The 21,120-nt window shown below is 56.3% G+C and carries 11 protein-coding genes; 4 read left to right on the top strand and 7 right to left on the bottom strand.

From position 1 onward, the window contains the following. Window positions 1-83 precede the first annotated feature (83 nt). Window positions 84-1,157: a peptide chain release factor 1 gene (gene prfA, locus CYPRO_RS10680; RefSeq protein WP_205730356.1), complete on the top strand. Its 1,074-nt coding sequence runs from the start codon at window positions 84-86 to the stop codon at window positions 1,155-1,157. Window positions 1,158-1,197: 40 nt separating this feature from the next. Continuing rightward, the gene (locus CYPRO_RS10675) at window positions 1,198-3,162 is read left to right on the top strand and encodes a RecQ family ATP-dependent DNA helicase (RefSeq protein WP_114984601.1); all 1,965 of its coding nucleotides are present in this window, start codon (window positions 1,198-1,200) and stop codon (window positions 3,160-3,162) included. 32 nt (window positions 3,163-3,194) lie between these two features. On the opposite strand, the gene CYPRO_RS10670 is transcribed toward CYPRO_RS10675, so the two are convergent. The 6 genes from CYPRO_RS10670 to CYPRO_RS10640 all read right to left on the bottom strand — a co-directional run bounded on the left by CYPRO_RS10670 (window position 3,195) and on the right by CYPRO_RS10640 (window position 15,815). Beyond that, window positions 3,195-3,560 carry a DUF4296 domain-containing protein gene (locus CYPRO_RS10670; RefSeq protein ID WP_114984600.1) on the bottom strand — a complete coding sequence of 122 codons (366 nt, stop codon included), beginning with the start codon at window positions 3,558-3,560 and terminating at the stop codon, window positions 3,195-3,197. A gap of 243 nt (window positions 3,561-3,803) precedes the next feature. After that, a complete protein-coding gene (recD, locus tag CYPRO_RS10665; RefSeq protein ID WP_164682715.1) occupies window positions 3,804-5,780 on the bottom strand; it encodes an exodeoxyribonuclease V subunit alpha in 1,977 nt (658 codons plus the stop codon). Next, on the bottom strand, window positions 5,761-9,474 hold the full coding sequence (gene recB, locus CYPRO_RS10660) for an exodeoxyribonuclease V subunit beta (RefSeq protein ID WP_114984598.1): 3,714 nt from the start codon (window positions 9,472-9,474) through the stop codon (window positions 5,761-5,763). Before recB ends, recD begins: the two co-directional genes overlap by 20 nt. A gap of 301 nt (window positions 9,475-9,775) precedes the next feature. Beyond that, a complete protein-coding gene (locus tag CYPRO_RS10655; protein ID WP_114984597.1) occupies window positions 9,776-13,036 on the bottom strand; it encodes an exodeoxyribonuclease V subunit gamma in 3,261 nt (1,086 codons plus the stop codon). A gap of 442 nt (window positions 13,037-13,478) precedes the next feature. Beyond that, window positions 13,479-14,531, bottom strand: a complete 1,053-nt coding sequence (locus tag CYPRO_RS10645) for a sugar phosphate isomerase/epimerase family protein (protein ID WP_114985775.1) — start codon at window positions 14,529-14,531, stop codon at window positions 13,479-13,481. A 135-nt stretch (window positions 14,532-14,666) separates the two neighbouring features. After that, entirely contained in the window at window positions 14,667-15,815 is a 1,149-nt protein-coding gene (locus CYPRO_RS10640) for a Gfo/Idh/MocA family protein (protein WP_240644735.1), read from the bottom strand. 455 nt (window positions 15,816-16,270) lie between these two features. On the opposite strand from CYPRO_RS10640, the gene CYPRO_RS10635 reads away from it, so the two are divergent. Beyond that, window positions 16,271-17,563, top strand: a complete 1,293-nt coding sequence (locus tag CYPRO_RS10635; RefSeq protein ID WP_114984595.1) for an MFS transporter — start codon at window positions 16,271-16,273, stop codon at window positions 17,561-17,563. 721 nt (window positions 17,564-18,284) lie between these two features. Here CYPRO_RS10635 and rlmN read toward each other — a convergent pair. Beyond that, window positions 18,285-19,409: a 23S rRNA (adenine(2503)-C(2))-methyltransferase RlmN gene (gene rlmN, locus CYPRO_RS10630; protein ID WP_114985773.1), complete on the bottom strand. Its 1,125-nt coding sequence runs from the start codon at window positions 19,407-19,409 to the stop codon at window positions 18,285-18,287. A 465-nt stretch (window positions 19,410-19,874) separates the two neighbouring features. Here rlmN and CYPRO_RS10625 point away from each other — a divergent pair, with 465 nt between their 5' ends. Further along, complete coding sequence (locus CYPRO_RS10625; RefSeq protein ID WP_114984594.1) at window positions 19,875-21,062, top strand: T9SS type A sorting domain-containing protein; 1,188 nt, start codon at window positions 19,875-19,877, stop codon at window positions 21,060-21,062. The last annotated feature ends 58 nt before the right edge of the window (window positions 21,063-21,120 follow it).

Raw genomic sequence — 21,120 nt, 5'->3', positions numbered from 1 at the left:
CAGTCGTCTCCTGTTCGTTAGCAGCTCTGAATTTTCGTATTTTACCAAGATAAGCAAATTGAAACCCACACGCCTGTATGAACATTGAAAATAAGCTGGAGCGGCTGAAATCCCGCTATCAGGAACTCACTGTCGCGCTAAGCGACCCGGATATTTACAGCAATCAGAAGCAGTTTACCGCTTTCAGCAAAGAGCATGCTGAGCTCCGTGAAATTATCAGCGCCTACGAAGAATGGCAAAAAACCGGTGATGAACTCAGCGGCGCGCAGGAGATGATGCGTTCAGAATCAGACCCCGATATGGTTGAAATGGCTGAGCTTGAGCTGCAGGAACTTCAGGAGAAAAGAGCCGAACTCGAGCAGCAAATTAAGATGATGCTCGTTCCCCGTGATCCGGAAGATGCCCGAAATGCCATCATTGAAATCCGTGCAGGTACCGGCGGTGATGAAGCAGCCATTTTTGCGGGTGACCTCTTCAATATGTACCGCCGCTATGCCGACAGCAAGCGCTGGAATGTGGAGATCATTGACTCTTCCCCCGCAGCCAAAGGCGGCGTAAAGGAAATCGTGTTTATGCTCAGCGGTACAGATATTTTTGCGCGAATGAAATGGGAGAGCGGCGTGCACCGGGTGCAGCGGGTGCCTGAGACGGAATCTCAGGGGCGCGTGCATACCTCTGCAGCAACTGTGGCGGTGCTGCCCGAGGCCGAAGAAGTTGATATTCAGATCAATCCGGCGGACCTCGAATTTGAAGCCTTTCGCGCTTCCGGTGCGGGCGGACAGCACGTAAATACTACGGACTCAGCCGTGCGAATCCGGCATATTCCGTCCGGTATCGTGGTCGGCAGTCAGGAAGAGCGTTCGCAACACAAAAACCGGGACAAAGCCATGATGATGCTTCGAACCAAACTCTATGAAGTGGAGCTCGAAGCCAAACGGGCTGAACGCGATGCCAACCGGAAAAATCAGGTTTCAACGGGCGACCGCAGTGCCAAAATCCGCACCTACAACTTCCCGCAGGGACGCATGACCGATCACCGTATCAACTACACCATCTACAACCTCGATGATTTTATGAAAGGGGATATTGACGGGGTTATTGATGCGCTTCAGCTTGAAGATAACCTGCGTAAGCTACAGGATGTAGCCGAGAACTGATCTGCATCCGCCTCCAACGCCGCCCATACAACGGAAAATCATGCCCGACGCTTCTACGGATACCCTTGATCAGCTTTTCAGGCAGGCAGAGCAGGCGTTGCAGAAATACTGGGGCTATCCGCAATTCAGACCGGGTCAGGATGAAGTCGTCAAATCTGTTTTTGCGGGCAATGATACGCTTGTACTGTTTCCTACCGGGGGCGGGAAGTCGCTTTGTTATCAGGTGCCGGCGCTCGTGCTTGAAGGCCTCACCATCGTGATTTCGCCCCTTGTGGCCCTGATGGAAGATCAGGTAGAGCAGCTCAACAGCCGAAATATCCGGGCGACTTATATCAACAGCACCATCACCAAAAGCGAGATTGAGCAGCGTCTCATCAATGCCCGGAACGGCATGTACCGCTTGCTCTATATGGCACCAGAACGGCTTGCTACACCCCTTTTTCAGTATGAACTTCTGAACCTCAAACCGGCTCTCATTGCGATTGATGAAGCGCACTGTATCTCAGAATGGGGACATGACTTCCGGCCTTCTTACAGGGAAATCCGGGAAAATATGGAAGCCGTTGCCGATCGGGTGAAATGGCTCGCGCTCACTGCAACAGCTACGCCTGAAGTGCGCGATGATATTGTGAAGGTGCTGGGATTTAAAACGCCAAAGGTTATTTCCAAAGGGTTTGACCGGCCCAATCTTCACTGGTGGGTGTATTACGGAGAAGACCGCATTCATGCCGTGCAGCGCATGTTTAAGCGTCATCAGGGGTCCGGGCTGATTTACGCCGGAACCCGAAAAAGCTGCAACGAGCTTTCCGCACAATTGCAGCAGGTTAGCGGACGTGCCGTGAAGCCTTATCATGCCGGACTGAGTCCCAGGCAGCGCAGTCAAGTGCAGGAGCAGTGGGTGAGCGGGAAAGTGCCGCTCGTTGTGGCGACCAATGCCTTTGGGATGGGGATCGACAAGCCCGACTGCCGCTACGTGATTCACTACGACGCCCCCGCTTCCCTCGAAGCCTACTATCAGGAAGCCGGCCGGGCAGGGCGCGACGGGGAGACGGGGTATCCGGTGTTGCTCTACAATCCGCATACCTTTACGGTGATGCGGCAGCAAATCGAAAACAGTTATCCTACCCGCGATCAGCTTCTCAAAATATATAATTGTGTGTGTGACACCCTCGATCTTGCGGTTGGCTCTGAAATGGATCGTGCGGAAATTCTGGATCTTAAAAGCGTAGAGCAGCGCAGCGGGTTCGGTACTGGCAAAATAATGGCGGCCCTGCGCATATTTAAGCGCCTTGAATTATTTGATCTGAGCAGTGAGCCCGGCCGGCAAATTGGCGTACAGTTTTCGATGGATTTAGGACTTATCCGGCAAATCACGCAGGACACCCATTATTCGGAGCGGAAGCGGCAGTTTATACAGGATATCTTCCGCTTGTTTGGCCCGGGAAGTCTGCATGAGATTGTCTGGCTCTCAGCGTCTTATGTAGCAGAAAAGACCGGTTTTACCTTCAACCGCGTTGTGTCCGGTCTTGAAGTGCTGCAGCGGGAACAGCTTCTGACCGCAAAGGTGCTCAACGGTGATCCTATGGTGCGGATCACAACGATCAGAGAGCTGAAGCCACACCTTGATAGTGTGGTCGTAGAGCAGTACCGGGAAATTCTCCTTAAAAAGCTACAGTACATGCAGGCCTACTGCGAAACATCGGACTGTCGGAGCCGCTTCTTGCGTACGTATTTTGGGGAGGTAAACCCGCCAAGGTGCGGCACCTGCGATAACTGCGTAAAGCGAGCCAAAAAGTCTTCAGCGGAAGGGATTAAACAGGATTCCGAGACCATCCGAAAAATTCTGTTCGCCCTGCGGAAGCATAAAAAGCTGCATATTCACGGACTCTCGGAGCAGACCGGCATAAGACCTAAAGCCTTGCGTACGGGCCTTAATCAGTTGATGCGCGAGAAACTCGTGCGGCAAAACCGCACGGCTACCGGTGCTTATTATGAGCTGTGCTGAAAACCGCTCCTAACGTTTGCCCAGGGCTGAGACTACTCTTCATTTTGTTCTCTCATCCTGGAGTGAATCTGCCCGTACGCCTGATTAATCCGGTCAACCGCCCGCCTTTTTCGCTGAATTTGTGCTTCGATATCGCGTTCGTACCATTCATGTGAGCGGTCGAACTGCTCGGGACTAATGTTGTAGGTATTGAACAGAAGGTTTAAAAATTCCCGCTGTGCGAGGCTGTCCGATTCGGCACCGTACACAAAATTAATCAGCTCAAACTCAACAAGCAGATCCACATAAATTTCTTCTGGGATGAGGTCATCCGGTTCCTGATTGCACGAGCTTATCAGAAGAAAAGTGCTGAGAAAGAGGGTGGATATGATGAACCTGTTGAACAAAGCGATAAACATTATGGGAATCGAAAAATCTGCCGGAGGAGGAACCCGAACATGAAAGGAATTTTAATGAAAGATAACCAACCCGACGCAAAATTCTGAGAAGACAACTTCAGGGTGATGAGTTCAAAGTAAGAAAATCAAATTCTATTTTCTGATCTGGTTATGGCTAACGGTACAGTATCAAATAAGTGCAACAGTGACAGGGGCTCCAAAACCTGAAGCACTGATACTTAGCAGCCCGTCTGTGTCCTTTCTTCACCCCAGCCTTTCCCCAAGCCCGCTAAATCTTCGCGTACGCCGCGCAATCGCTGCGCGGATCAGCGCTTCCGAGCCGGCAATCAGGATGCTGTCTTTGGCGCGGGTTACGGCCGTGTAGAGGAGTTCGCGGGTGAGCACGGGCGAGTCCTGTTCGGGCAGGGCGAGCAGGACTTTGCCGTACTCCGAGCCCTGACTTTTGTGCACGGTCAGCGCCCAGCAGGTTTCCATTTCCTGAAGCTGTGCCGGGGTGCGGAGAGCGACATACGGCACGGATCGCACCGGGTCAAAGGCCTCCATCGCAACCCTAAGCGGAAACCCTGCCGAGCCTTCTTCCTCGCCCACCTGTTCCGCCTCACCGGCCAAGGTCAGCGTGATACCGAGGTCGCCATTGTAGAGACCGAGCTGATAATCGTTTCGGGTCATAATCACCGGGCGACCGGCGTACCAGAAGCCGCTTTCATGCGGCAGCCCCAGCGCCTGTTCGATGCGCGGAATGACCTCCTGCGTGCCGCCCCCGCCGCGACGGTGCGCACACAGAATCTGAAAATGCTTCATTACGCTGAGGCAGTGCTCCGGCTGTACGCCCGGGCTGCGGTACACCGCGAGTTGCGCCTCTAGCTCCGGCAAAACCGCCGGCAGCCAGTCCCGAACCCGCGGCGGAAGCAGCCGCACGTCGTCCCGACCCGATTGCAGCAGGGCAAGAGCCGCATCCGCATCACCTGCGTTGATGGCTCGTGCGAGCTGACCAATCCCTGATTCCGCGCTGAAACGCCGCGAGTGCGTCAGCTCCACGATGCAGTCCCGCAGGGGCGGCACCGCTTCATCGGGGGCGGCAACTGCTTCGGCAGGCAGCACGACGCCCAGCTTCGCAGCCCGGTCCGCGAAGTCCGCGGAAAACCGGTTCAGCTCCGGTTCATGGCAGATATCGGCGAAGACCGCGCCTGACTCCACCGAGGCCAGCTGATGCTTGTCGCCCAGCAAAATAAGGCGCGCCTCCGGACGCAGCGCTTCGAGCAGACGCGCCATCAGCGCGGCAGGCACCATCGATGCTTCGTCCACAATCACGAGATCATGCGGCAGCGGATTGTCGCGCCTGTGCCGGAAAGTCGCATGTTGATACAGCACGCCCAACAGCCGGTGAAGCGTCATGGCCTGCACCGGAATTTGCGCAATCAGCGATTCCAGCTCCGGGAATGCCGCCATAAACTGCGGATTCCGCAGGTCCTCGATGCCGGCAATGAGCGATTCCCGCACCCGGTTCGCGGCCTTGCCCGTCGGGGCCGCGATAGCGACCCGAAGCCGCCGGCCCTCTGCCTCGGCTCGGTGCAGCAACAAAAGCAGCAGCCGCAGCACGGTGTACGTCTTGCCCGTTCCCGGTCCGCCCGTGAGCACGCTCAGACGCCGGTTCAGCGCCGCTGCCCCCGCAACCCGCTGCCACAGCGCGGATTCCTCTTCTCCAAATACCAGCTTCAACAGCTTCCCGCTTTCTGCGGAATCCCTGGCTTCGGCACCATCCTGAGACTGTTCAGTCTCCGCGAGTGAAAGCAGCCGCTGCGCAGTTTCCAGCTCAAAACAAAAATACCGGTTGAAATACAGCCGGTCACCGTCCAAAACAAGGGGCCGTTCCGGACGCTCCTCGCCCCGCTGCACGTGCACGAAAGGCGATTCCACGAGGCGTCGGGCATCGAGCCGAATCCCGCCGAGACCGCTCACCTCCCGACCGGGACGCGAAAACAGGGCATCAGCATCCGCGTTCAGGTCGCGCAGGCGCAGCGTCGTGTGTCCCATTCGCCCCGCAGCGGAAAGCAGCGAAACGGCCAAAAGCAGCATTTCATCCGTCCCACCTTTTCGACGGAAAAACGCACGCAGTGCCCGGTCAACCGGCTCTTCCAGCCCGGATGTTTCAAAAATTTCCAGCGGATTAGCTTCCGGGTTCTTTCCTTCAGTCCGTTTCTCAAACAAGTCCTGCTGCATGGCCTTCTCCTTTAAAATAGTGATCAAGTTGGGTGATAACCGCCGCATCCGGCCGGTCGAAGAAAATGCCGGTTTCGCCCCCGGAGGCCGTCATCCCCCGCACAAACAAATAGTAGGCCCCGCCGATGTGCCTGTCATAGTCGAACGCCGTCCCGAGCCGTGACTTCAGCCAGCGGCTCAGCGCCACCAGATAAATCGGATACTGCAGTGCATAACCCCGCGCCTGCATCGCCTCCGACAGCGCCTCTGCCCCGTAATCCGAGGCCGCATCCCCGAGCCAGTCGCTCTTGTAATCCGCGATATAAAACCGGCCCTCGTGCTCAAAAACCAGGTCAATGAAACCCGTCATAAATCCTTCCTCACGCCCGACCGGGGCCGCTTCGCCCGGCGCCCCGCCTAAAATCGCCTCAATCTCCGCTGCATTCGCCCGATTGAGGTGAAAGTAAAACTCGAGCTCATCAACGGTCTGCGCCGGACCCTTCTCCGCGAGCCGCGCCCCCGATTCCGGAAGCTGCGCGCCCAGAACCTGTCGGAGCATTTCGAGCAGCGCGGGCGCAAATTCCTGCCCGTAGCCCTCATCGGCCAGACAGCGCGCCACAAGCGCGGGACCATCCTCCGCCAGCCGGGTGAAATCCAGCTCCTCAAACAACCGGTGAATCATCGTCCCCGGCCGCGCCCCCTTCGGAAATGCAAAGATGCCCGAATCCGGCTGCGACGGCTGTTCAGCATTCGGTTTTATTTTTTTTCGGGTGAAAGGTGCTTCCGGCTCGCCGGAGGCCTCCTTGCCTGTACTCCCGAGTTCCGTTTCGCCGGCTGGCATCTGATCGGGCTTCGTGCCTTCGATATCTGTCTCGGCGGAAGAATATCCGCTTCCGGTGCTTTTTTCACCCTGTTTCTTGATCGCGGAATAGGACGTCACGTACCAGTCAGGCCGCTTCGGCAGCTCCCGCGCGGGACGCAACACTTCCGGTTCGGCCGCTTCTTCCTGATCTGCGCGGTAGTACGCATACGGAATATCCGCAGTAGCCTGCATCAGCTCCGGATGGCTCTGCACCAAAGCCTGCGCTGCATCGGCGAGGTCGTAAGGCTCTGATTGCTTGTCAGCAAAGGCGTAGATTTCACCGCGTAGCACGTACGCGAGGGCGTTGGCCTTGCTGCCTTTGTAAGCCGCGACTGAAACATAGCAGCGTAGCCGCGCCCGCGTGAGGGCCACGTACATCAGCCGCAAGCTTTCGGCAAGCTCCTCTAATTTTACCTGTGCCCGTACTTCATCTGTTTTTGCCCGAAAATTTGTCAGGTCGGCCTGCGTCTTTCCTTCCTCATACCAAAGCGTCGCGGAAAGCCCCCTCTGCCCCCCCGACTTCACATACCACAGCGACGGACAAAACACCACCGGATATTCGAGCCCTTTGCTGCTGTGCATGGTCACGATTTGAACGAGATCGTCATCGGTATCGAGGCGGATTTCCCCCTCTTCGTCGCGGGTACCCGCCTCGCTGATTTTGGTGCCCAGCCACTTGATGAGAGCGTCCGTGCCGGGACGGTGCTCGCGCTCGAAGGCGTCGATCAGCTCATTCAGGTGCATGAGGTTGGTGAAAATCCGTTCGCCCTCCCCCAAGCTCAGGATGCGCGTGCGCACGCGAACCGGCTGACCCTCAACACGGCCAATCTCCTGATTCAGGAAGCGCCGGAGCATGGCCGTGAAGCCGCTCGTGTTGAAAATCCGGCGCAGCTCCCCGAAGCCGTCAATCACTGTCGAGAGTACCTCCGGCTGCGCCTCCATGCGCTGCAGGTCGCTGATCCGCTGCCCGATTTCATCCCGAAACAGGAAGGCGCGCAACTGCGCCGGTCGCGCGTTTTCACGCACCAAATGCAGCAATTCGAGCAAAAACTGCGCTTCCTCCTGCTGAAAAACGCTCTCGCTGCTTCTGTGCACGCTTTTGATGCCGTGCAAACCCAGCACCTTCTTGAAAGTCGCGGCCTCGTAGCGGTCCCGCACCAGCACGGCGATATCGCCGGGTCTCAACTTCCGCCAGACCTCTTTTTCGAATACCTCCGCAGGTGTGCCGTCCGCACCCAGCAGCCGCGCTATCTCATTCGCCGCCTGATGCGCAATCCGGTCTATAGCTTCATCTTTGTTTTCTTTCTCCCCGACCTCATCATCCGGCAGCAAAAAATGCAGAGCAGGCTCAGGTTTGTCGCTTGTCGCGCCGAAGTCAGCAGTCCGAAATTCCAGCCCCGAGCGGTGCGCCTGCGAGGGCGTGAACTGAATGCCACCGGGCCAGTGACCGTCCTCGCCGCCGGGTACCGAGGTAAACAGCGCGCTCACCGCATCAACCATCGGCCTGACCGAGCGAAAATTTTTATCGAGCGTGAAGCGGTTCACCCCGGGCTTGTCGCGCACCTGCAGGTAGCTGTTGATGTCCGCCCCGCGGAATTTGTAAATACTCTGCTTCGGGTCGCCAATCATGTACAGCGCATGATCGGGACTGCCCGTATCGTAGAGCGTCCTGAAAATGTCGAGCTGCACCGGGTCGGTATCCTGAAACTCATCCACGAGCGCAATCGGATACTGCGCGCGCAGGCGCATCCGCATCTCCTGATTGTCGCGCACGGCATCCCGCGCCATGATCAGGATGTCATCAAACGACCGCTGCCGACGCTGCTCCTTGAGGACTTCGAAACGTGCCAGAAAGGCACGGTACAGCCGCACGCAAAAGGCCTCCCGCACGGCCGTAATTCTGAAATCAAGGAACGCCTGTGCCGCATCAAAAAACGGATGTGCCGGCAGGGTGCCTTTTTTACTGACCGCACTTTGGAGCTTTGAAACCGTAAATTTCTCCAGCTGATCATATTCGCTCAACCCCATCCAGTCCCTGACCAGCAGGTATTTGTCCACCATCAAAACTGCAGTGCTGATCGTGTTTTGTCTGTAAATGTTTCCTTTCAGGTCTTTTCGGGTGATGGCCTCTGAGATGACACTCAGCACTTCTTTTTTATCCCACTTTTGCAGCAGGTCCACTGCGAGGGCGCGATAGTTTTCGAGGGAAGCATAGACTTCCTCCGGATCCATCTCGCTGAACCGCAGGTAGGGCTTTCCTGTGAGCGGACGAAAGAGCGCGAGCATGTCATCCGGGGTTTGGAGTCCGGCGAGCAGGTACATGAGCAGCGGCTGTTCGGTCTCGCCGGCTGCGGTGAGGCGGTTCATTTCGCTGCGCCAGACGTCATCGGCAGCCTCCTGCATCAGCTCGGCATCATTGCCCGAGTAGGTGATGTCGAAGCGGCTGCCGCTCTCGAAAACGTACTCCTGCAGCGCCTGCTGACAAAATCCGTGGATGGTGTAAATCGCTGCCTGATCAAATTCCCCTAAAGCCCGCTCCAGGTTTTGGAGCGCGTCGGCATTTCCTCCAAACTGCTGACGCAGCGCTTCCAGAAACTCATCCCCCGCCGGTTCATCCGGCATGCGCAGCACCTCTGCCGCCTGCCGGATTCGCGCGGCAATCCGGTCGCGCAGCTCCTGCGTCGCCGCCTTGGTGAAAGTCACGACCACCAGATTCCCCGGCCCGGCTACGCGCCCCTCCGCGAGAAAGCGGACGACCAGCGAGGTGATGCTGTACGTCTTGCCCGTCCCCGCCGAGGATTCGACCAGGTTCAGTCCGGAAACGGGAGCGTCAAAAATGGAAAAAGGTAGCATGGGATTAGTTCAGATTTCAGGGTTCAGAGTTTGGCGATTTGAGGATTTAAAAATTCAATGATTTGATGATTCGATGAATCGATGATTCGATGATTCGATGATTTGAAACATTATTCTGAGAAGGCGTCATCCCGAACGCTGTTTATTTGGGTGGAAGTGGTTCGAAGGCCGGGAGGCGGGTAAAGCGGGAAATGAAGGATGGATACATGTGAGGGATCTCCTTGGAATGGTTTCGCACCGAGAATGGAACGCGGACTTAGATGACGGGCAGGATTTGCACACATTTTTAAAATGCCACGTCCTATTCGTTCTCCACAATCGAGGCCTCGAAGGGGAGCCAGATGGCTTCATAGAAGGGCGCGGCAAGATCGGGCAGCTCGTCCTGATATTCGGGGTAAAACTGCGCGGCCCAGGGGTCGTCGTTGGGCAGGGTGCTGTAACTGTTCGGATTCTCCCGGAAATAGGCCGCAAGTTTCGAGACCGCGCCTTTTTCAGATTCCGATTGCCGAAGCTTGTCGAGCCGCTCAAGGAACTCCGGCGTGGCAGGCGGGGGCAGTTCGTGGCAGTTGAGCCAAAGGGCGATGAGCTTTGTGAGCTTCTCCTTTGGGTTGCGCGCGCGGAGACAGAGTTCAAATGCAGGTTTTTTGTCGTCTTCGTCAGGGCCGTAGGTGTAGCCGGTCGCGTTTTCATCGAGGGCGGCCTGCACCAGCAGCTGACGCAGCCAGGCTTTGAGCTTTCGCTTGGCCTTCATCTTGCCGTGCTCAATGGTGACGGATTTCCCCTCTATGACCGGCGGCACGAGTCCGCGGACCAGCACCATGCGCCCGCTGACTTCCAGCTCGACCTCCGCAAGCACGCCCGGCTGCGCGGCAAGCTCGCGGTGCTCAGAGGGAATTTCCTGCAAAAATGATTGGAGATCATCCCAATTGGCATCGAAGGCGCGTTCGCCGGATTTGCTGTAGGGCATCCGTGCCTCGAGCGCGAGGCGGGTGCGAAGCGGCTGCACCAACTCAGATTCAGGCTGATCTGCGCCGGGCTGAAGTCCGATGTGTTTGAGCATGCGGTCTTTAAGGAGGTATTCTTCCAGCTTGTTCAGGGCGAAGGGATCGCGGCGCGGGGGCAGCTCTTCCTCGCGCAAGCGGGCCATGTTGGCGCGGTGCTGCATCATCCAGCCAACCGGTTTTTGCACGAAGCCCATCAGCTCGTGCAGCTCCACGACCAGCAGGGATTTGGCTTCGGGTGCAGGCAGCGGCTGATCGAACCGACGCTGTGCATCCCCCGAAACGGCGGCGAAATGTCCGAGACGGAGGGCTTCGATACGGGAGGCATCATACGAAAACAGCCCCGAATCCGGACCCTGCACAAAGTACGCGGGATGGTGCCCGTGCAGGCGATGCTTCACCAGAAGCTGCTCTTCAGGCTTGCTCAGGCCCTGCTGACGCAGCATGTCCCAGAGTTCGCGCAGCACCAGCGAGGGCGCGCGCTCGGAGCCGTCCCGGAAACTGAAGCCGACATAGCTGAGGTGCAGCTGCTGCCGGCACGCCATGAGCGTATCCAGAAACAGGGCGCGGTTGCTGAGGCGCTTCACGCGGTCGCCCGGCTTCGGACTCCGTGCCATCAGGTTGAATCCAGAGACTTCTTCCCGGCCCGGAAAACTACCTTCGTTCAGGCCTAACATCGCAATAAAGCGAAACGGCATGTGACGCACTGGCACCATGGTCGAAAAGGTGACGCTCCCCTTGCGGTATCCCGCACCTGCGGTCTGCTCCCGGATTTGTGCGCCCACCGCCTGCGCGATGACCTCCGCAGGCAGGTTCTCATCGCCGGTCCACTGCTCCATCTGCGGGAGACGATCGACCGCCGCGAACAGCGGACGCAACATGCGCTCGGTATCGGGCGTGAGCGGGAAGACCTCAACCATGAGCTGCCGGATCAGTTCCGGCCAGGCGTGTAGCGGTTTGGGTTCGCGGCTTTGCTTCACCCAACGCGCGAGGGTTTCCACGAAACCGGCGAGCTGACCCGCTACCCGGAGCTGTCCTTCGCCTTCGATGTGCGGGAAGGGCATCAGGCCGAGCACAGGCTCCTCGGTTTCGGCGGGCATCATCAGACCAAGCAGCAAACGGTCGAGGCCAAACTCCCAGGAAAACAGCCCGGCATCCTCGCGGTCTTCGGCGTCGAGTCCCCAGCGGATGCCCGTTTCCCGCACCCAAAACGCGATCAGGCGCAGGTCGTCATCCCCCAAACCCAGGCGCTCCCGCAGCAGCGGACGGTCCAGCATTTCGAGCAGCACGTCCGCGCGGAAGCGGGTTTCGTCTAAGCGCAGGAGCTGCATCAGCAGATCGGTTGCGCGCACAAGGGGCGAACCGGCGGGATCATGCAGGAACCAGGGCAGGCGCAGGGCCTCGTCGGACGGATGCCCGAACACGGCACGGATGGCCGTCAGGTGATCGCTGAGCTGCGGCGCTACAACCAACACATCGGAAGGGCCCGCATCGGGGTTGTCATCCAAAAACCGAATGATGCGGTCGTGCAGGACTTCGACTTCCCGCATCGCACTGTGACAGGCGTGCGCCAGCAGGCTTCGGTCGTCCGCGGGCAAATCCGCGGGAAGCTCGCGCAAATCGCGCTCCTGCACCGATGCCTGAACCCGTTTTAGCAGGGTTTCCGGCTTGGGGTTTTGGGTTTCGGGGGATGGGCTTCCGGCCTGAAAAAAGGATTTTGTCTGAAGGCCGGCAGTGAGCTGTTCGAGCAGTTCGCTGTACTGACGATGCTCCGCACCCATGGCCGCCATCAGCGGATGCACTGTGCCGGAAGCTGCCTCTGCTTCGGGCTGTACGCGGTAAATCAGCACGGGGATATGACGGCTCAGTCCAAGAATTGCGCGCAGGTACAGCGGCGGGAAGGGAGCGGTGCCAAATACATGCAGCGCGTACGGCAGCCGAAGCTGACCGGCCCCGATGGCGTCCATGAGCGCTTCATTGAGCCGGGCCCGGTCGGTCATGCCGGGGTTTTGCTTTTTGAGTGCCGCCCAAAGCTGCCGCTGCCAGTCTGCGGTTTGCGTAAACAGCGCGGGTACCTCCGCAGCCTCCCCCCGGTTCCATGCCTGCATCCACTCGGGCCGGAAAAGCTGATACTCATCAAAAATATCCGCGATATTCGCGGAGAGCTCATAGCGCCGCACCGTTTCCATATCAGGCCCGGACTTCCGGATGTACGCCAGCAGTGGTTTCCATACCGATTGCGTTTGTGGGCCCGACTGTAAATCCCGCAGGACCGAAAAAATCATCCAGGCCAGGGCGTGCTTGTCAGGCAGCTGCTCTTCGTAGCTTGGGTTGACCTGCAAATTCAGCTCGTGCATGAAACGCGCCGGCAATACAGCTTTCAGGTTCGCGCTCACCCCGCTGCTCCGCGCCCGCCGGATCTGCAGCCAGCGCGCAAGGTCGCGGTTCGGCACCAGCAGGGTATCGGGTGCAAGCATGGTATCGGGCTTGTGCGCATCAAGGCGCGCCTCAAAAGCGCGAAAAAGGTCCTCAAGCCGGCAGGCGGAAATGATTTCGAGCATGGCAAAAAAGTCAAAAAGAAAGCGAACGGTTTGGGATGCGGATGCGCAATATAAGTCTTGCCGGTGACAGATGGCGTCACCGGGTGTCCGTTTTTTTATAAACCCACATCAGAACGGCCATTTTTTTCGGTCGCTTTACGGTAAGGTGGTGGGAGTTCCAGGCTGAATAACTCAGTGTCACCCGAATATGATCAAAGGAGGGAGTGTGGCGGGTGCGGGCCGGGAGGGTAGGTGAGCGGTTCTGCACGAAAAAAAGCAACTACTTCATCTTCGATTTGGGGTGTTTCAATCTGGCTTTGAGCCCCTGATGTTATCTGAGTTTTCCCAAAAAAATAAAGAGCTGAATAGCGAGGGGCTTGTTGTGCGGACGCAAAAAAGCGGATATCTCCCTGCGTAGGGTGATATCCGCTGGGGTATTTCGTGCGGGGTGGGTTGCGGGTTGTTACAGGCCGAGGATTTTGCGGTTCAGCGCTTTGTCGGGGGCGGTTGCGGCGAAGTCGTCGAAGGCTTTTTGGGTGACTTCGATGATATGGTCGGCGATGAAGGGGGCGCCTTCGGCTGCGCCCTGTTCGGGGCTTTTGATGCAGCATTCCCACTCGAGCACGGCCCATCCGTCGTAGCCGTATTGCGAGAGTTTGCTGAAAATGGCGTTGAAATCGACCTGCCCGTCGCCGAGGGAGCGGAATCTTCCGGGGCGGTCTACCCAGCTCTGAAAGCCGCCATATACCCCCGAGCGTCCGTTAGGATTGAACTCGGCGTCTTTGACGTGGAACATCCCGATTTTGTCGTGATAGATGTCGAGGAAGGCGAGATAGTCGAGTTGCTGCAGGATGAAGTGGCTCGGATCGTAGAGGAGGCGGTTGCGCGGGTGGTTTTCGGTGGCTTCAAGGAAGCGCTCGTAGGTCACGCCGTCGTGCACGTCTTCTCCGGCGTGGACTTCAAAACAGAGGTCAACACCCCTGCGGTCGAATTCATCGAGGATGGGGGTCCAGCGGCGGGCGAGTTCGGCAAAGCCTTCTTCTACGAGCCCGGCGGGGCGCTGCGGCCAGGGGTAGTGCGTGTGCCAGAGCAAGGCGCCGGTGAAGGAGGCGTGCACGTAAATGCCGAGGTTGGCGCTTGCTCTGGCGGCTTTTTTGACAGTCTCCACGGCCCATTCGGTGCGGGCTTTCGGATTGCCGCGCAGTTCAGGCGGCGCAAAGCCGTCGAACATGTCGTCGTAGGCGGGATGTACGGCAACGAGCTGCCCCTGCAGATGTGTGGAGAGTTCGGTGATTTCTACGCCGGTTTCTTCGATGCGGCCGCGGTATTCGTCGGCGTAGGTTAGACTTTCCGCGACTTTATCAAGGTCAATCAGGCGGGATTCCCAGGTCGGGATCTGCACGCCTTTGTAGCCGAGATCTGCGGCCCATTTGCAGATGGATATGATGTCGTTGAACGGCGCTTCATCGCCGACGAATTGTGCCAGGAAAATGGCGGGGCCTTTTATGGTTTTCATCATAACAGAAAAATCGAGGTTTTGGAAGGCGCCCCCGAAAACTGTCTCAGGGGGCTGGATGTCATCATCAGAAAACATCCATCGGTGAGTAAAAAAATGAGGGGACTTATGTCCGTGATCGGGATTAAGGTTCGTTTAGCTGAAATCCGTCCATTTGTCGTTGGATTTGCCGGAGGCGACCATGCGTTCTACGAACCGCATGCCCCGTACGCCATCGGCAGTGCCCGGAAAATCGTAATCCGCTTCGGAAGTGTAGCGGCCCTGCATGTGATCGTGCACGGCATCAGCGAAGTTGACGTAGATATTGGCGAAGGCTTCGAGGTAGCCTTCGGGGTGACCTGCCGGAAGCCGGAGGCCTTTTTGGGCGGCGTCACACAGATAGCCGGTGCCCGCGCGAAGCACCTGAACCGGAGCGTCGAGCGGCTTCCAGAGCAAGGTATTGGGATCGGTGTGCGTCCATTCGCAGCCGCCTTTTTCGCCGTATATGCGCAGCTTGAGGTTGTTTTCTTCCCCGGCAGCGACCTGCGTTGCGATGAGACAGCCCGAAGCTCCGTTGCTGAATTTGAGAAGGGCTGCGGCGTCGTCATCGAGTTTGCGGCCTTCAACTACAATATTGATGTCCGCGCAAATCTTAGTGATTTCGAGTCCGCTCACGTACTCCGCAAGGTTGGCGGCATGCGTGCCTATATCGCCGGTAGCCCCGCCTGCGCCGCTTTTTGAAGGATCCGTGCGCCAGTCGGCCTGTTTGTTGCCGTCGGCTTCAAGGAAAGTCGAGAGCCAGCCCTGCGGGTATTCCACGAAAATTTTTCGGATACGACCGAGATCTCCCTGTGCGATCCGGTGCCGCGCTTCTTTCACCATGGGGTAACCGGTATAGGTGTGCGTGAGGGCGAGAACCAGGCCGGTTTCCTGCACCTTGGCGTGTAAGGCTTCGGCTTCATCCAGCGAAAACGCGATTGGTTTATCGATGATGACATGGTAGCCGTGTTCGAGCGCCATCATGGCCGGTGCGAAATGCACGTGATTGGGCGTCACAATCGAGACAGCCTGCATGCGCTCGTTTTCCGGCAGTTTTTGCTCGGCGGTCATCATTTCCGCGAAGCTGCCGTAGCAACGCGCGGGATCAAGCCCAAGGGCTGCGCCGGAGCGTTTCGCTTTTTCGGCGTTGCTGCTGAACGCCCCGCAAACCAGCTCAAAGCGGCTGTCGAGTGCGGCAGCCTTGCGATGAACGGCCCCGATAAATGAGCCTTCGCCCCCGCCAATCATTCCGTAACGGATTTTCATAGTCGTAATCAAAAAATTAAGGTAAGGTGTCAGTTTACATTCTGGCGGAATCTGCCAAATTAAAGGCAGAAATTCAAGCTAACCCGCATTATTCACAATTTACCATGATTCATTTGCTAAATGTATGTCACTAATTTGGCTTAGTGAAATGCACCGGTAGCCCAAATGTAAAGACAGCGCTCCGAGCGTAGCGATTCCCCCGAAGTGAAATTTCCCCGCTGGCTTCGCCTTGCCAGCAAGAAAATTTCTTGGTGAATAATGCGGGCTAAGTTACCACAGACTAAGGCTTTTCCCTTGACAGCATATACAGGGCGTTCACAAGCATACTGCGTTGATAATCAAGGAACTGCAATTCAGCTGTGTCAGATTGAAAGCATTTTCTTATTATTCCGCAAGTTCAAACCGGACTGCTTTGATCCTGACTAACTACAAAGTGAACCTAATCTTAATTCGACATGGGGACTAACCAATCCACCTACATCAGGCTGAGCCTGATGATGTTTTTGCAGTTTTTCATTTGGGGGGGCTTTTTCGTAACGATGGGCGCCTACCTGCTTGAGGTCTTTAGGGGGGAAGAAGGGCTGAATTCCATTATCGGGCAGGCCTATGCGACCCACAACTGGGCCGGTCTGCTCGCGCCGCTGTTCGTTGGCTTAATTGCCGACCGTTATTTTAATGCAGAGCGCGTAAATGCGGTCTGCCACATTCTGGGCGCGGGTTTGCTCTGGTATGCCGCGACGGTCACAGAGCCGGGCACCTTCATCTGGGTGATGTTCTTCTACTTCATGCTCTACATGCCGACGCTTGCGCTTGTAAATGCGATTTCCTTCGCCAACATCGACAACCCGGATAATGACTTCCCGAAAATCCGGGTTTGGGGTACCATCGGCTGGATTGTGGCCGGATTTGTGGTCGCGCAAACCGTACTTGGCTTTATCAATGTGCCCATAATTGCTATGCTAACCGGGGTTGAAAACGCGCAGGTCACCGCTATTCCGCTGCAAATGTGTGCCATCATCTCCCTGATTTACGGGATTTACAGCTTCACCCTGCCTGCTGCCCCGCCGCAGGCTAAAGGCAAGAAATTCAGCGTAGGGGAAGCATTGGGCCTCGACGCCATCAAGCTTATGGGCGACCGCAACTTCGGTATTTTTGCCCTTTGTAGTTTTCTTATCAGCATTCCGCTGGCTTTCTATTATGCGCGTACAAACGACTTTATTGCTGCCATGGCCTTCGGTGAAGCTTCGGCTTCGTTCATGGCTATCGGGCAGATGAGCGAAGTGCTCTTCATGTTGTTACTCCCGTTTTTCCTGATTCGTCTGGGGGTTAAATGGATGCTCCTTATCGGCATGCTGGCCTGGACGCTGCGCTACTTTGTCTTCGCGGCCTTTCCGGAATCCGCGGCTCTTCTCATCTTCGGGATTGCGCTGCACGGCGTCTGTTACGATTTCTTCTTTGTGACCGGACAGCTGTATGTAGATAAGAAAGCGCCCAAAGCCATGCGATCAAGCGCGCAGGGCCTGTTTGCGCTGCTCACCTACGGTGCGGGAATGCTGATCGGGAACTACGTCCTCGGATGGTGGGGCGATAATATCGGACTCGACGGTTCATCAATGGCCGGCTGGCTCGACGGTGCCTTTACCTTCTGGATCATGCCTGCTCTGCTCGCCCTTGCGGTCGCGGTTCTGTTCTTCTTCACCTTCTGGGAGAAGCGCGAAATAGACGAAGAAACGGCTAAAGCCGCATAGTTTGCAGATTTTAAATTAAAGTGATATAATTCATAAAGATAGACGGAAGTTTCCTCCAGACTTCCCGAAAACGTAAACCCGTTCGATTGGCAACGTCCATTTCGAACGGGTTTTATTTTTTGAACAAGATTTTTAGGATTACGGGATAGACAGGATTTTTTGGGATTAGCCTCTAAAGTCCTGTCACAGATTCTTCGACTTCGCGTGTGCAGCGCTGTGGCTGTGCTTAGAATGCCAGGGGCGTTTCCAAAACCGGCGCGGCTTGCCGCGCTGTTTAATGCAAGCTGAACGTGTCATCCTGAGCGAAGCGCAGCGTAGTCGAAGGATCTCGTGGTGGGGCCCGGTAGCGGGAAGGGGAAGGGGAAGGGGAAGGATACGCGAGACGCGCGATGTGAAGGCATTACGCAGATGATAAAAGGCGGATGTAGCGGGGTTTCGAAGAGTGGCTTTTTCCGGCTCGCTGTTTTTTTAACAGGATTTTTTAGGATTGCGGGATGAACAGGATTTTTGGGATTAACCTCTCAAGCCAATAACCGGATTCTTCGACTCGGCCTGCGTTATCCTCAGGGATTACACTGTTACCATAGCCTTCGGCCACCATTCCCATATCCCGCCCCGCGACTTTCGGGATTTGGTATGTGCTTACTTTTTTCTGTTTAGGTGGTGTTACTTCTTGAAGCGTGTGTATGGTGCCACATCTGATTGCAATAAATCGTGTGGCTCAGTCTTTGCGGATGGTTTTGCCTTTAGGGGCGCCTTCGCGGATGGCGAGCTGTCCGCAGCCGGCGTCGATGTCGTCGCCGCGGCTGCGGCGGACGGTTGCGCGAACGTGCTGATCGCGCAGGGCGCGCATGAAGGCGTCAAGGCGTCCTTCGCGGGCGCGTTGGAGTTCTACGCCGGCGACATTGTTGTACATGATGATGTTGACCTTACTCGGGGCCCACTTCGAAATCCGGGCGAGTCGGCGCGCGTCTTCGGCGGTGTCGTTGAACTGATCGAAGAGAAGGTACTCGTAAGTGACCGGCATTTCCGTTTTTTGATGATAATACTGCACGGCTTCTTTCAGCGCGGAAAGGTTTAGCGAGCTGTTGATGGGCATGATTTTATCCCGCTTTTCGTCGCTTGCCGCGTGCAGGGAAATGGCGAGCCGGAAGGGCTGCCCTTCGTCGGCAAGGCGCGTAATCTGTTTCGTAAGGCCTACGGTTGAAACCGTAATCCGCTTGGGGGAAAGTCCCAGGCTTTTTTCGTCGCAGATGATGGCCGCCGATTCGGTCACGGCGCTGTAGTTGTGCAGGGGTTCACCCATCCCCATATAAACGATGTTGGTAATGCCCTTGCCGTAGGCTCCTTCGGACACGGTATTAATCTTGACGACCTGATCCACAATTTCGCCGGGACTCAGGTTGCGTAGCAAACCCATTTTGCCGGTCGCACAGAAGGAGCACCCGAATACACAGCCGACCTGCGAACTCACGCAAACGGTGAGCCGCTTCGCACTGCCATCTTCATCGAAATCGGGGATGAGAACGGCTTCGACCTTGTGTCCGTCAGCAAGACGGAACAGGAATTTGATGGTGCCATCGGCGGAGCGCTGTTGCGAAGCGGCTTCGATAGTGCCGACTACGGCAAGTTCGCTCAACTCAGCACGCAGATCTTTGGAGAGATTGGTCATCTCGCCGAAATCGGACACATCTTTTTGATACATCCACTGGAAGAGCTGATCGGCCCGGAAGCGTTTCAGGCCGCGTTCCGTGCAGAAGGCAGAGAGTTCTGCACGGCTCAGGCTTTTAAGGTTGGTTTTGGGGGCGGGAAGGATGTCATCGTTTCCCGCTGAATTTGGCTGCATTTCGGTAGTTTTCATGGCGGCAAAGATACGAATTCTGCGGCAATACGGCAGATTCACGGCAACAGCTTCGGGGGGATTTTTACGGGAGTGCCAGTTCCTGCACGGATTTTGATTCGGAATCCGCTGCCGGTCGGGCTTTGATGACGCGACGCAGCTGCCTGACGCACCCCAACAGCCATCATCATTCTTCAAAAAAGTCGTCTCAACTCATTCAGGTTCAGTCCTGTAGCTGATCCGGCCACGGCATACCGCTCAGCTGAGATCCCAAAAAAAGCAACGCCTTCATCTTCGTTTTGGGAACTGTCAATCTGTCACGAAGCCCCTGATGTTCTCTGATTTTTCCTAAAAAAATAAAAATGAGAATTATTTCTCAGTTAATATTGAAAGTGAGAAATATTTTTCTTTATTTGGAATTGTCAACTCGCTTAACACCCCTTTACACCCTTCAATCAACCAGTTTTTCTTATGAAACATATCTTACAATCTGCAGTGCTTTTTGGCTTTGCGCTGTCGCTGATGGCGGCTGATCTGGCTGAAGCACAGTTTTTTCCGCACAATGACTCAACCTACGCCTTTGTTGCGACGACCAATGCGTTCGGGCGCATTCAGACGTATGACGGCGAAGACGGCCGCTGGGATTCCTTCGATGACAAAGTCATAGATCGTTTTTATCAGATGGTAGGCTTCGACAGCAACTATGTCTGGAATCCGAATGATGATCCCGATCTCAACCTGATCGATACGGTGTATTATGCCGGTGAAGATGATGTGATGTATTTTCGCGAGCTGTTGATGGATAACTCGTTCCGTGCCAATCCACCTTTTGATATCGAAGTTCATACGATGGTTCGTCTCTTCAAGGACGAGCTTTACGGCCTTGTCCGTTTTGGCGTTGTGCGTCAGGATGAGCGTGATTTCAAGCTGACGGCCTTGCTGCGGGCTAAGATTTTCGAAGAGTGGGGCGGCGAAACCATGGAGTGGGACGCCGGCACCGAACGCCTGTACATTTTCAATAATAACGCGGCCATAGGCATTCAGGCGCTGACGACCGATCCGGTTGGCGTGGTGCTGATGGATTTCGATGAGTATGACAGCACGGAGCCACCCCGCGACAATGCCCGGGATTTTGCCCGTTGGGACATCATGGTTGAAGAAGATTTCCCCGCCGGATCTATTAACGCGGGACCTGACGGCGGCTGGGCTTTCATGAATTTCGGGGATGTCTCCAATATCGCAACCGGCGACACGGCCTATGTATGGCTGGCTTTTACGCACGGTCCGGATCTCGATGAAGTGGATGACCGTCTCGACGCAGCCCTTGCGAAAGCCGAAGATATTGGCATTATCGGCGATCCCGTTTCGGTTGGGCCTGAAGGACCGGAAGCTCCCGTTCGGATTGCGCTCGAGCAAAACTACCCGAACCCTTTCAATCCTACGACTAACATTCGCTTCGATGTGGCAGAAGCCGGGCAGGTGAGCCTTGGTGTGTACGATATGCTCGGCCGTCAGGTCGCTTTGCTGGTGAACGAGAACCTGAGCGCCGGTACGCACACGGTTTCCTTTGACGCTACCAACCTTTCTTCCGGCGTATATCTGTACCGCCTGCAGGCCGGTGGTCAGACCCTGACCCGCAGCATGACGCTGATGAAGTAAGCTTATCTCGAGCTTTCATTTTTTATAAGCCTACTCACGGCTGCAACACCCATTAGGT

Origin of the sequence: Cyclonatronum proteinivorum (assembly GCF_003353065.1) — a bacterium.
Classification (GTDB): domain Bacteria; phylum Bacteroidota; class Rhodothermia; order Balneolales; family Cyclonatronaceae; genus Cyclonatronum; species Cyclonatronum proteinivorum.
The sequence above is the reverse complement of the archived record's forward strand: the minus strand, read 5'-3'. Positions and strand labels throughout refer to the sequence as shown.